General features: G+C 46.3%; 12 protein-coding genes. 9 read left to right on the forward strand and 3 right to left on the reverse strand.

Features of this window, described 5'->3' with window-relative positions:
- The first annotated feature begins 43 nt into the window (after positions 1-43).
- From C1721_RS05955 to C1721_RS05980, 6 genes are all read left to right on the forward strand, one after another.
- Positions 44-1,276: a site-specific integrase gene (locus C1721_RS05955; RefSeq protein WP_102407550.1), complete on the forward strand. Its 1,233-nt coding sequence runs from the start codon at positions 44-46 to the stop codon at positions 1,274-1,276.
- 17 nt (positions 1,277-1,293) lie between these two features.
- Positions 1,294-1,686, forward strand: a complete 393-nt coding sequence (locus C1721_RS05960; RefSeq protein ID WP_005797051.1) for a hypothetical protein — start codon at positions 1,294-1,296, stop codon at positions 1,684-1,686.
- 28 nt (positions 1,687-1,714) lie between these two features.
- Positions 1,715-2,023 carry a hypothetical protein gene (locus C1721_RS05965; protein ID WP_234347361.1) on the forward strand — a complete coding sequence of 103 codons (309 nt, stop codon included), beginning with the start codon at positions 1,715-1,717 and terminating at the stop codon, positions 2,021-2,023.
- A 264-nt stretch (positions 2,024-2,287) separates the two neighbouring features.
- Positions 2,288-3,655, forward strand: coding sequence for a MobV family relaxase (gene mobV / locus C1721_RS05970; protein WP_102407551.1), 1,368 nt, complete (start codon positions 2,288-2,290; stop codon positions 3,653-3,655).
- A gap of 123 nt (positions 3,656-3,778) precedes the next feature.
- Positions 3,779-4,621, forward strand: coding sequence for a helix-turn-helix domain-containing protein (locus C1721_RS05975; RefSeq protein ID WP_102407552.1), 843 nt, complete (start codon positions 3,779-3,781; stop codon positions 4,619-4,621).
- Between the two features lie 116 nt (positions 4,622-4,737).
- Positions 4,738-5,304, forward strand: a complete 567-nt coding sequence (locus C1721_RS05980) for a DapH/DapD/GlmU-related protein (protein WP_102409265.1) — start codon at positions 4,738-4,740, stop codon at positions 5,302-5,304.
- 448 nt (positions 5,305-5,752) lie between these two features.
- On the opposite strand, the gene C1721_RS05990 is transcribed toward C1721_RS05980, so the two are convergent.
- Complete coding sequence (locus tag C1721_RS05990; protein ID WP_102409267.1) at positions 5,753-6,469, reverse strand: DUF169 domain-containing protein; 717 nt, start codon at positions 6,467-6,469, stop codon at positions 5,753-5,755.
- A gap of 73 nt (positions 6,470-6,542) precedes the next feature.
- Here C1721_RS05990 and C1721_RS05995 point away from each other — a divergent pair, with 73 nt between their 5' ends.
- Both C1721_RS05995 and C1721_RS06000 read left to right on the forward strand, forming a co-directional pair.
- Positions 6,543-6,989 (forward strand): MarR family winged helix-turn-helix transcriptional regulator, encoded by a 447-nt coding sequence (locus C1721_RS05995; protein WP_102407553.1) that lies wholly within the window; start codon positions 6,543-6,545, stop codon positions 6,987-6,989.
- A 488-nt stretch (positions 6,990-7,477) separates the two neighbouring features.
- Positions 7,478-8,170 (forward strand): phosphatase PAP2 family protein, encoded by a 693-nt coding sequence (locus tag C1721_RS06000; protein WP_234347584.1) that lies wholly within the window; start codon positions 7,478-7,480, stop codon positions 8,168-8,170.
- 75 nt (positions 8,171-8,245) lie between these two features.
- Here the strand turns inward: C1721_RS06000 and C1721_RS06005 are convergent, their stop codons facing one another.
- A complete protein-coding gene (locus C1721_RS06005; protein ID WP_102407555.1) occupies positions 8,246-9,817 on the reverse strand; it encodes a GH3 auxin-responsive promoter family protein in 1,572 nt (523 codons plus the stop codon).
- 81 nt (positions 9,818-9,898) lie between these two features.
- Between C1721_RS06005 and C1721_RS06010 the strand changes: the two genes are divergently transcribed.
- Positions 9,899-10,912: an ATP-dependent 6-phosphofructokinase gene (locus C1721_RS06010; RefSeq protein ID WP_102407556.1), complete on the forward strand. Its 1,014-nt coding sequence runs from the start codon at positions 9,899-9,901 to the stop codon at positions 10,910-10,912.
- 64 nt (positions 10,913-10,976) lie between these two features.
- Here C1721_RS06010 and C1721_RS06015 read toward each other — a convergent pair whose 3' ends face one another.
- A complete protein-coding gene (locus C1721_RS06015) occupies positions 10,977-13,571 on the reverse strand; it encodes a T9SS type A sorting domain-containing protein (RefSeq protein WP_102407557.1) in 2,595 nt (864 codons plus the stop codon).
- Positions 13,572-13,580 lie beyond the last annotated feature (9 nt).

The following is a 13,580-nucleotide window of genomic DNA, read 5'->3' on the forward strand; positions in this document are numbered from 1 at the left end:
ACTCACTAATAACTAATTTTGTAACCAAAAAAAGGAGTGAGTTATGCGTAGTACATTCAAGGTATTATTTTACGTGAAGAAAGGCAGCGAGAAGCCCAACGGCAACCTGCCTCTGATGTGCCGTATCACGGTGGACGGCGAGATTAAACAGTTCAGTTGCAAGATGGACGTTCCCCCACGGTTGTGGGACGTGAAGAACAACCGTGCTTCGGGCAAGAGCGTCGAAGCACAGAAAATCAACCTTGCGGTAGATAAAATCCGTGTGGAGGTAAACCGCCGCTATCAAGAACTGATGCAGGCGGACGGTTATGTAACCGCCGCCAAACTCAAAGACGCCTATCTCGGTATCGGCGTCAAGCAGGAAACTTTGCTGAAGCTGTTCGAGCAGCACAACGCCGAGTTTGAGAAGAAAGTCGGGCACAGCAGGGCGCAGGGTACATTTACCCGTTATCGGACGGTCTGCAACCATATCCGGGAGTTTTTGCCCCACACCTACAAGCGTGAGGATATTCCGTTAAAGGAACTAAACCTCACGTTCATAAACGATTTCGAGTATTTTTTGCGCACGGAGAAGAAATGCCGCACCAATACCGTGTGGGGCTATATGATTGTGTTGAAACACATCGTTTCGATAGCGAGGAACGACGGACGTTTGCCCTTTAATCCCTTTGCCGGATATATCAATTCTCCCGAAAGCGTGGACAGGGGCTACCTCACCCAAACGGAGATACAGACGCTCATGAACGCACCGATGAAGAACGCCACCCATGAACTTGTACGGGACTTGTTCGTCTTTTCTGTTTTCACGGGTTTGGCGTATTCCGACGTGAAGAACCTCACCGCCGACCGCCTGCAAACATTCTTCGACGGCAACCTGTGGATAATCACCCGAAGAAAGAAGACCAACACCGAATCGAACATCCGTCTTTTGGACGTTCCCAAGCGTATCATAGAGAAATACAAGGGACTGGCTCGGGACGGTCATGTTTTCCCCGTTCCGAGCAACGGCAGTTGTAACAAGATACTCAAAGATATAGGCAGACAATGCGGTTTCAAGGTGCGTTTGACCTACCATGTGGCACGCCACACGAACGCCACGACCGTGCTTTTGTCGCACGGCGTACCCATCGAAACCGTAAGCCGCCTTTTGGGACACACGAACATAAAGACCACCCAAATTTACGCCAAAATCACCGCCCAAAAGATAAGTCAAGACATGGAAACCTTGTCGCACAAGTTGGAGGACATGGAGAAGAATATCTGCCGAGCCATCTAATTAAAAACAGAATACCGATGAAAGAAGAAAGGAACATTATCACGATGGACGGGCAGGGCAATATCTCCCTGCCGAGCGATATAGGTGCAACCGCCATGACCGAGCGGGAAATCTGCGAACTGTTCGGGGTTATCGCCCCGACGGTTCGGGCAGGGATAAAGGCTCTCTGCAAAAGCGGAGTTTTGAGTATATATGACATAAAGCGCATTATCCGCATATCGGACAGATACAGCGCGGAGGTTTACAACCTCGAAACGATAGCCGCCCTCGCTTTCCGTATCGAGTCGTTCGGGGCGGCGAAAGTCCGCAGGGCATTATTAGAGAGGATTATACACGGTCGAAAAGAGAAAACGACGGTATTCGTGTCGGTTGTTTCGGACGGCAAGCCCAACAGCCGTTGGAAAGCATGATGATATACCAACATATCAACATACCAACATGCAAACGTACCAGCATACCAGCATGCAAACATGCAAACCTATCACTATGGTGATATATATTGCAGGTTCTATTCCTCTTTTCAGAGGAAAGCGGAGCAATCATTTCCGTTTACAAAGGCAAAGCAAGCACGGGGCTTTATGTCGGCTAAAAGGTCAGGCGGCTGCGCCGTTTCCCGATAAATCTTCCTCTCGCTTCGCTGCGAGCGTATTTATCGGGAAAACCTTGTATCCGACCGCCCCGTGCAAAAGAGCCTTTGAAAACGGAAACGACCGCCCCGCCACCCACCGACCGAAAGGGAAAAAATAAGGTGGGGTTACGGGCAAGCAGGCGGCAGGGACAACCACCGCCGAAAGGCAGACGGGCAGACGGACGGCACGCCGCAGGGTATTTGCGGAGAAAATACCGTAGCTTATTAGGGAATTTTCCGAGCCGCAATACTACGTATCGCTGAAAATTCCCCAATAAGGCAAGGGGCAAGCCCCTCTGCACACCCCATCGGGGACGGCATTTGCCGCCCCTGAAGATACCAAAAATCATTGTTTCACAAGCCAAAAAAGAAAGGAAGAATATATGGGTTTCGTAGTTTTACACATGGAAAAGGCGCACGGCAGCGACAGCGGAACGACCGCACATATCGAGCGTTTCATCATACCGAAGAACGCCGACCCCACACGCACGCACCTAAACCGCAGGCTCATCGGCTACCCCGACGGAGTGAAAGACCGTTCGGCGGCTGTTCAGAGAAGACTGGAAGAAGCGGGGCTGACACGCAAAATCGGAAGCAACCAAGTACGGGCTATCCGCATCAACGTGTCGGGAACGCACGAGGACATGAAGCGGATAGAGGAAGAGGGGCGTTTGGACGAGTGGTGCGCCGACAATCTGAAATACTTCGCCGACACGTTCGGAAAGGAGAACATCGTGGCGGCTCACCTGCACAGGGACGAGGAAACGCCGCACATACACGTTACGCTCGTCCCCATCGTCAAGGGAGAGCGAAAGCGCAGGAAACGGGAGGAGCAGACGAAGAAGCGATACCGCAAGAAGCCGACCGACACCGTGAGGCTGTGCGCAGACGATATTATGACACGGCTGAAATTGAAGTCCTACCAAGATACCTATGCCGAAGCGATGGCGAAATACGGGCTACAAAGGGGCATAGACGGCTCGAAGGCTCGCCACAAGTCCACGCAGCAGTATTATCGGGATATACAGAAACTCTCCGACGACCTCAAAGCGGAAGTGGTGGATTTGCAACAGCAGAAAGAAACGGCACGGGAGGAACTCAGACGGACGAAAAAAGAGATACAGACCGAGAAGCTGAAAGGGGCGGCAACCACCGCAGCCGCCAACATCGCCGAGAGCGTCGGTTCTCTTTTCGGCAGTAACAAGGTCAAGACGCTGGAAAGGGAGAACACCGCCCTGCATAGGGAGGTAGCCGACCACGAGGAAACCATCGAAGCCCTGCAAGATAGGATACAGACCATGCAGGCAGACCACAGCAGGGAGATATGGGAAATGCAGCAAAAGCACGGCAGGGAGATAGCCGACAAGGACACAAGGCACAAGCAGGAAATATCGTTTCTGAAAACGGTAATCGCAAGGGCGGCGGCATGGTTTCCCTATTTCCGTGAAATGCTCCGTATCGAAAACCTCTGCCGCCTTATTGGGTTCGATGAAAGGCAGACCGCAACGCTCGTCAAGGGAAAGCCGTTGGAGTATGCAGGGGAACTCTACTCGGAGGAACACGGACGGAAATTCACGACCGAAAGGGCAGGTTTCCAAGTGCTGAAAGACCCCACCGACGGGACAAGACTGGTTCTTGCCATCGACCGAAAGCCCATTGCCGAGTGGTTCAAGGAACAGTTCGAGAAGTTAAGGCAGAACATACGCCGACCTATACAACCGCAAAGGAAAGGCAAAAGCATAAAATTATAGAAATTCGATGCATACAAAGAAAATGAAACGAGGTATTTAACTTTTGAGCCATACAACAAAATAATTTCTTTTGCAAAGAGTTATCTTTGCAAAAGAAATCATTGTTATAATCAAATAGAAGAAATGACAGACGGAATCAATACACTACGTTATTCAGATATTTTTTTGGCGATGTATTTCGATGATGGAAAAAGTTGCTTGCATCGGAATCATTCCCATGTTTTAGTATATATGTACTCAGGTGAAATAGTCATAGAGGAGAAGGGTGAAACGACCCGATTGCATAAAGGAGAGTGTGCATTTATCCGCAAGGATTTCAGTGTACAGATGACCAAGCAAGCATGGAACGGAGAACAGTTCAAAGCTATTTTCTTGATGTTTTCTCCGAAATTTCTGCGTAGCTTTTATAATAGGTTAGATAAAAACACCCTGCCCAAAGATGCCAAACGGAATAAGATAAGTCTGTGTAAGTTGCCCTCCAACCGTCCCGACATCGTAAGCTTGTTCGAATCCATGACTCCTTATTTTAATTCAGACATTGAACCGACAGAAGAGCTACTGCAACTAAAAATGGTCGAGGGAATGTATGTGCTACTCAATACAAGTAAGAATCTGTATGCTTCGGTTTTCGATTTTACTGACCCGTGGAAAATCGACATATTGGATTTTCTGGAGAGTAATTACATGAATGACATATCGATGGAAGAGATTGCCAACTATACCGGGCGCAGTTTGTCCACGTTCAAGCGGGATTTCAAAAAGTGCAGCACGCTCTCCCCACGCGAATGGCTGATTCATCGCCGTCTCGAAGCCGCTCATGAGTTGATACGGAAGGGCGAACGCAAGGTGTCGGAAATCTGTTTTGAGGTTGGATTCAAGAATCTCTCACACTTCTCGAAGATTTATAAAGAAAGATACGGTATTTCTCCGAAAGGGTATTTACAGCATGAAACGGGTCTCGCATAGATTGCGGGACTTTTTTTATTCCTGAACCTTGCAGCAAAGCATTTTGAACCATACAGCAAAATCGTTGTGTGACATTCCCATTACCTTTGCATCAGAAACATAAAAACATGGAAAGTATGAAGAATATTTTTGAAAAAGACTTGTCGGGTGAAATGGTTTCGCCCAATGAGCAGGGTTACGAGGCATTGATTAGCGATATTTTTGCAACTATCAAGACTGCGACTGAAATGAATACAGGTTATCGCACTCCTGAAGAGGTGCATGAGTATATGGGGCGGATTCTCGACAAACCACTCGAAGAGAGTACGACTGTGCTGCCGCCGCTCTATATAGATTATGGTAAACCAATCACTATCGGCAAAGGGTGCTTTATACAACAGTGCTGTACGTTCTTTGGTCGTGGCGGTATCACGATTGGCAATGATGTATTTATCGGTCCTAAAGTCAATCTGATTACGATTAACCACGATCCGAATCCGGAAAATCGCAGTGCCACCTTTGGTCGTCCAATTGTCATCGAGGACAAAGCATGGATTGGTATCAATTCGACTATACTACCGGGAGTGCGTATCGGTTACGGTGCAATTGTCGGAGCCGGCAGCGTGGTAACCAAAGATGTGCCGCCTATGACAATTGTAGCTGGCAACCCTGCCAAATTTATTAAAAAAATCGAAGTTAAATGAGGAAATTACAAGTTCTTGTTCTCCTGCAGAGCACAACAAAGAGGTATCAAGGCTTACACAGCTTGTGGATAGTGCGCTTGGTTCCCGTTGGCGAAAGAAGTCCTGAGAATAGAGAACCTTTGCTGGATTATCGGCTTCGACGAGAGGCAGACAGCTATACTCGTTTGCGGCAGACTGTTGAAGTATGCAGGTGAGCTCTATTCGGAGGAACACAAACGCACGTTCACAACTGAAAAGGCAACTTTTCAAATGTTGAAAGGCCATACAAACAAAAAAAACAGGTGCTCAAAATCGACAGGAAACCTATTGCAGAATAGTTCAGAGAGCTGTTTGAGAAACTAAGACAGAGCATACGGCAACCAAGGAAAAGCAATCGGGGATTTAAGTCACAACATACGACAATATGCCCATCTTTAATTGTTCTGATAATTAAAGATGGGCATACACTTCACTCCCGACAAATCCGTTCTCTAATTTTTCCCCATGCAGGTGTATTCGATAAGCAGCTATCTTGTATCGTATAATACATCTCCCGAAAGCGTGATATTGGTATAGTAAAACTTAATATATTCTCATGGATATAGCGACGCACAGAGGGGTCAAACAGTCCAATAAATGTACGTTTCCCATTTTTGCTGTTTTCCAATGCTGCTTCTGAAAAAATAGAAGAACATCCCGAACCAAATTTTGCAGTAATTGCATCATCCGAATTGTTATCGTAAAATGTCCATGAAGCAAGTCCTGAAAGCATATCAGGAGTAGCCAAAAAGAAAATCCCCACCACATTATTAAAGTTTTCAAGTTCAATAATAGGTGAAATATTCAAATACCGCATTGTCGTCATCTGCACATTTGCCTTTTCCACGAAATCAAGAACCAATTCTGAAGACTTCTTGTATTTTTCTTTGCTTGAAACAAACATAGGCATCTTTTCATTCATGGTCGAAAAACCAGTATAGAACTTACCACCCATACACCCGATTCTATCGGCACTCAAAGATATCGGTTCACCACCAATCAGCTTTTCAAACTCCTTAAAAAAACAACCGTTGATTTTTTTCAAATCATCATTAATCTGTTCATCGGAATACCAAAATGCAAAGGGTAATTGCACCTTTTCTCCGAAAGCCTTTTGGATATTTTCTATAAAAACGCTTACTTCCATTTGGTTACTAATTACATTATAACTATATTTGTCATGACAAATAAATTTTTCAGCTTTTAACAAACCAAATAATATGGATATAGATAAAATGGTAAATCACAAAATAGCCAAACTTTCTGGTATAATCAAACGTCAAATATATCAAATCATATCAGAAGAGGGGCTGAACATAACACCGGAACAGTGGGTTATCTTAGTCTATTTATGGGAAAACGATGGTCAGACCATTGGTGATTTAGTCACGCAGTCGCAAAAAGACTTTGCCAATGTTACGAGAATAGTTGAAAAATTATCCAAAAACGGATATATCATCAAGCGGAAAAATCATAAAGATGGACGGAGTGTTCTTTTATATTGCACCGATAAAGTAAAAATAATTATGCCACATATAAATAAATGTCAAATGCTATCTCTAAACATCTCATTAAAAGGTATATCACAAGAAGAACAAGATACATTTCTTCATATCTTAGACAAGATTGAAAAGAATTGTATCAATTATCTGAACCCAACCAAGTAAAATTATCGTGCCAATTGACAGATTGCATATAACACTGCAATTTCCGTCCGTTGTGCAGTTACAAACAACAGAAAATATGGAAAGCGTAAAAGAACGGTTGTTATCAGGGTAAAAAGTGCCGTGAAAGTTCGTTCTTTCGGAAAAAGAGATTATATTTGCAAATGAAGGAGTTATTTGACAGCATAGCACCGCAAACCGCTGAAAACTGTACGGTTGCCAATTCGTTACTGTTATTTCTCAAATATTCCGCTAAATGTTTATTCCTCAAATGGTTGTGTCAAACCGCTGAAAATCTAAAATAGTTCATAATGTAATTAAATGGATTAATAGATGTCTCCCCTTGTTATGATATGGTAAAAAAAGTCCCTCAATATAAATAACAAATCAAGGCCTTTTTTGTTCCTTTGCGGCAGTAAAATTTTAGTATCATGAGAAGATTTGTCGTATTGTTGCTAGCGGTGCTGTGCCTGGCGGGTGCTTCTTCGGCTATGGAGGTAGCTCCGGACACGGTTGCGTACCGTATGCCTGTGGTGGAGTATAAATTCAACCCTAAATCGCTGATCCTGCCTGCTTCGTTGATAACGGTGGGGGCTGTGGGCACGGCTATTGACGGGATGAATGATTTCCATCTTTTCTCGCGCAAAGAGTCCGTGAAGAAGATACATATAGACGATTATATGGAATGGGGTATGCTGGCCTGGCCTTTCGTATGCGATTTGATGGGGAAGGAGAAGCATAATTGGGTGGACCAGCTCTGCCTTGTCGTATTGGCCGAGGGGCTGAATGCAGGTATGACCCGCACGTTGAAATACACCGTAAATGAAACCCGTCCTGACGGTGCTCCTTATTCGTTTCCTTCGGGACATACGGCGAATGCTTTTCTGGGAGCCCATATGGCTTATAAAGAGTTTAAAGACAGCAACCCGTGGCTTGCTTATTCGGGCTATGCGCTGGCAACGTTGGTGGCGGGCTCGCGATTGTATAACAACCGGCATTGGGTGTCGGATGTGTTGGCCGGCGCCGGTTTTGGCATTCTCTCTGTGGAGCTGTCTTATCTTATCTATTTCCCGGTGCGTAATGCCGTTGCCCGCAGGATAAACACCCGGGGGGCAAAGAACCTGGTGATCTCTCCTGTGGTGAGCGAACAGGGTGGCGGTTTGTACTTCTCTTATTCCTTTTAAATGTGTACCGGATTCCAGACCTTGGAGAGTTATAACTCTAGAGTGTCTGGAGTTATGCTTGCAGAGTGTCTGGAGTTATAAGTGCGGAATGTCTGGAGTTATAACTCCAGAGTGTCTGGAATTAATATTGCCTTCACGACGGTTTATTTCCAACAATTCTTCAATATGCGTACGGTCGTTGCCGAGGCGCGGAATCTTATGCTGCCCGCCTAGTTTATTCTTCTGCTTGAGCCAGTCGTAGAAGGCGCCGTCGCGGGCTACTACTATCTCTAATGGCTGGAGTGAGATGTCTTTGTATCGCTTGGCTTCGTAATCGGAATTGAGTTCTTGCAGGTGCTTGTCGAGCAAGGCGGCAAACTGGCTGATGGATGGCGGCATCACGTCGAACTCTATAAACCATTGGTGGCGTCCTTTGGCTTTGTCTAGCAGGAAGAGCGGTGCGGCGGTGTATTCTTTTACCTTGGCTCCGGTTTCGCGCGAGGTGATGCTGATGGCCTTGTCGGCATTGTCTACCATCAGTTCTTCGCCAAAAGCGTTGATATAGTGCTTTGTTCTTCCCGAGATAATGAATTTGTGGGGGAAGAGTGACGTGAAGCGTACCGTGTCGCCTATCTGGTAGCGCCATAAGCCTCCGGTGGTAGAAATAACCATGGCGTAGTTCTTTCCGGTTTCCACGGCCTCGAGGGGCAAGACGGTAGGGTGCTCGCTGCCCATTTCGTTCATCGGGATAAATTCATAGAAGATGCCGTAGTCCGGCATCATCAAGAGGCTCTGGTCCGCAGGGTCGTCTTGTATTCCGAAGAAACCCTCCGAAGCGTTGTAAGTTTCTACGTAGTGCATCTTGTCCGACGGAATAAGCGCCCGGTATTGGTCGCGGTAAGGCTCGAAGCTGATTCCTCCGTGGAAGAATACCTCCATGTTGGGCCATACGTCCGTAAGATATTCCCTACCCGTTTTTTTCAATACGGCCTTGATCAAGACCAACATCCAAGAAGGAACACCGGATAGGCTGTCTACATCCTTGTTCCAGGTGCTTTCTACAATGGCTTTTATCTTGCTTTCCCACTCATCCATCAGGATGATCCGTTTGGAAGGGACGCGTATCAGGTTGACCAACGGGTTCAGATTCTGCAGTAAAACGGCTGACAGATCCCCGCAATGCGCTTCGGCATTCAGCGGTGACGGGCTGTGGCTTCCGCCCAGTATCAATCCTTTCTTGGAGAAGAAGCGGCTGCCGGGCGTATTACGCAGGTACAGGGCTACGCAGTCGAAGCCCCCTTTGTAGTGGCATCCCCGCAGTATCTCGTTTGTAACGGGTACGAATTTGCTCTTGTCGTTGGTCGTCCCGCTGCTCTTGGCGTACCACCGGACAACGGAAGGCCAGAGGATGTTCTTCTCTCCGTTTATCATCCTTGCTATGTAGGGCTTTATGTCGTCGTATGCCTGTAGCGGTACTCGCTGACGGAAATCCTCGTAATTACGTATGCTTTTGTAATCGTATTTATCTCCCCACTCAGTCCGCCTGGCTTTTGCAATAAGTGCATGCAGTTGCTTGCGCTGGATAAGATCGGTATTTTGCGCAAACCTCTCAATCTCTCTCTGACGTTGACGGAAGAGTAAAGAAATCGTTTTTGTTAAAATGTCCATGCTCCCTTGTTATTGTATGAGGCACAAATGTAGGCATTCTCTTTTTATTTATATCTTTGTCTGATACTAAATAAATGTTACATGAAAATAGGTATTCTCTCATCTGGTGGCGATTGCCCGGGAATTAACGCTACAATTCGTGGAGTAGGAAAGACGGCTATCATGCATTATGGGATGGAGGTGATAGGCATTCACAGTGGCTTTGTAGGCCTTCTGAATAAAGACGTACAGATGTTTGATGAACGTAGCCTTTCCGGTATCCTAAATCTGGGAGGAACTATTTTGGGAACTTCGCGTGAGAAACCTTTCCGTAAATTACTGGCTTCGGGTGATACGGAAAAGCCACAAATTATTAAGCAGAATTATGAAGAATTAGGATTAGACTGTCTTGTTTGCATTGGTGGAAACGGAACGCAGAAGACAGCGAATCTTCTATCGAAACTCGGGTTGAATGTAATAGGCGTTCCTAAAACGATAGATAATGATGTTTGGGGAACAGATATTACTTTCGGCTTCGATACGGCTGTAAATATAGCTACCGAGTCTATAGACCGTTTGCATTCTACCGCCAGTTCGCATAAGCGTGTGATGGTGGTGGAGGTAATGGGACATCATGCCGGATGGATCGCTTTGTATGCCGGTATGGCAGGAGGAGCAGACGTTATCCTGTTGCCTGAGCTGGGGTATGATATTGATAAGGTAAATGAAGCGATTTTAGACCGTGCTCATCGGGGGAAACCTTATTCCATTGTTGTGGTAGCCGAAGGTATCGAGACTCCGGATAAAAAGCGTCCTTCTGATTATATTACCCGGGCTATCGAGGCGGGAACGGGTATCGAGACCCGGGATACCGTATTGGGATACACCCAACGGGGTGGAAACCCCTCTCCGTTCGACCGTAACCTTGCGACTCGCTTGGGAGGCCATGCCACGGAACTGATCGCTAATGGTGAATTCGGACGTATGGTTTGTATGAAAGGAGATAGGGTAGAATCCATTTCCTTGTTAGAAGTAGCGGGAAAACTAAAATTAGTGACACCGGATCATGATTTGATCGTACAAGGAAAACGGATGGGGGTAACATTCGGGAAATAAAATAAAAAAGGTTGTGTGTCAGAGAACGCACAACCTTTTTTACTTTATACTAGTAGGCGGCCGTTTATTTCTTAATACCTTGAACGGTTTGGCTTCCCTTTTCGGTAGTCAAGCGGAATATATACATTCCAGTGGCAAAATCACCCGTGCTGAGACTGCTTCCCGGTTGCGGGATGCTACGTATCAACTTTCCATCGGCCCTGTAGATCTCAAGCGATTTCAGTTGTAGATAATTCTGGATCTGTACTTCATTCGAGAAGATACGTGGTTGAATGTCTACTTCTTCGCCTGTTGGCTTCAGTTCGTTACCTACGCTCGTTTCCGGAATTACTGTAACCGGAGCGCTCTCGTCGGTACCATAAAGTGCCGTTACTTGGAGCAGAGGGGTACTTGTTGTCAGATTTTTCACCGTATAATTCCGTTGAGAAACAGGTAATGTCGTCAGTTCCCGGGTATCTTGATATACCTTATAACCGGTCAGCTCCGGAAAAGCCGTGATCAACTCTGCTTCTTGCGCATCGGAGGCGATAGCCAGTTTCCGGAATGATAATCGGCCTGTTCTCATGGGTTGCGGTTTCTCCGAGAAAGTGCTCGTGGAGAATACGGAACTTGAGGGGAGCTCACCTTCTTCCGCGCTTATTACGATCGATAACACAACATTGGCATCTAGCTCATCATCTGAGAATGTTTCCCATTTTTTTCCGTCCAAAGAATATAAATTCCCTTTTCCATCGACTGCGGGGCCTTCATCGGAGCATGCCGGGTATGTGTTATTAGCATAGCTTATCACATGAATGGCTACCAGTAAATCCTGCTTCGCGTCGATTACGAATGGTGTTTTAAGTGTGACCGAATTTATTTTACCTGATTTCAGTTGAGTGAAACCCTCTTCATACTCCCGGTTTCCCTGTTTGATATAGACTCCATAAGTGACTCCTTTCTGCGGATAGAAATTAACCTTCCGGATCGTTTTTTTATGCACCGGTTGTAGATCTTTCGTATCCCATTTCTGAGCGAAATAGAATGGATCTCCTCCGAGACCGAACTGTTGATAACGATCTTGTGATCCCCAACCAGCTATTTTTTCGAGGACTGGGGCATTCCATGTCAGTTGAATCTCACTCGTGGAGATCTGTTTGTATTTCAAATCAGTCGGACTTTCATACTCGTTTCCGATCGTTTTCCCATCCTGCGTCATTCCCTGCAACGAGGTGACACCCGTTCCGAGTGGATCTAGCCAGACATCCATCCGGGCTGTATCATTATCACTGTATTTATTCCAGTGATAATACAATTTACCGTATAAATTCAATCCTTCGGGCAGTTCGCAACTGGAGCTTCCACCGCTCAGCGTACCTATAATCAAACCTTTGCTATTAAATAAAGGCGAACCGGAAGAACCTCCCTCGGTCACCCCGTGTCCGTTTAGCGTGGCATCGAAAGTAGCGTTCCAATGAGCGTTCGTGGCCCCGGTTTTTCCAACATCACTATTACGCCATGTAATCGATTCTGTCGGATAATTTCCATAGGTGGAGATTTTCATATAATCGCCGGAAGGATGATGGATGCCTACGCCCGAGAGTGAAAGCATATTTGAACGATCCCATCCGTTAAAGAATACATTATAATCGTCGGGGATCTCGTCGTTAAGCAACAGCAACAGTCCGTCGGAACCGTTTTCGACAGGGGTAGAAGCTTTCCGTGTACATCCTACCATGGTTTTTATCGGATAAATGGGTGACTCATTATCGCAGCCCACATGTTCTTGGTGGAAATAAAACAACCAGACTGCTAATTCCTCGGGAGTAACCGTCTGTTCACCCAGCATATCTTGCGAACAATGGAAGGCGGATAATACATAAGGCTTTTTGTCACGGGCCGTATTATTTACCAGAGAAGCCGTACAAATATAGCTTCCTCCTTCTCCCTCTTTATTACGGATGTATTGAATCATTTGTATCACCCCCTTCTTTTGCTCCTGCCAATCGGCTCCCTCCTCGCAATTGATATTCACTTCGCAAGCTTCTGAAAAGCCGGCTCCCGGCGCTTCCTGTACTTCTGGCATGATCGCTTCAAGATGATTATACCCGTAACCGACCTCCCGGATGCGTAGTCGAGGTGTCTCGCCGGATGGTGCAGGTACATATTCGAGGATCACTTCATCGCCTGCTACGGCTTGGGTTGCGAACGGTCCGTTTTTAGGATGCGTACGATGCGTATAGGCACCCAATACTTGGGTTTTCGCTGCGTTATACAAGTATAACCGGGCACCTTTGGGTATATAAAAATCGGAGTAATACAGGATCAAGGCGATCGCTCCTTTCGCTTGAAGGTGAAGTTGCCATACTTGGCTACCGTCAGGTAGTGAAATCCAATCGCCGCTATCGGCGATGTCGAAGCTGGTTGGGATCGACTTGGCTACACGCAACGGAGCGCCTTGGCTGACCCTCCACGCATCGACCGTCTTGAGGTCTTCCACACTGAAATTCACTGGAACTTGTTCTGCTAGCTTTTCACTTCGAAGTGAACCTGCGAATTGAAAGCTGGGGGGGAGTCCTCCTTCGCTGATCTGCGCCAACAAACTTGAAATCGAGAAATAACCGATATATAATATGCCGGTTATTAATATTCGGAGAAATTTACTGTACTGTTTTTTCATACATACAGC

The organism is Parabacteroides bouchesdurhonensis (assembly GCF_900186615.1).
GTDB lineage: Bacteria > Bacteroidota > Bacteroidia > Bacteroidales > Tannerellaceae > Parabacteroides > Parabacteroides bouchesdurhonensis.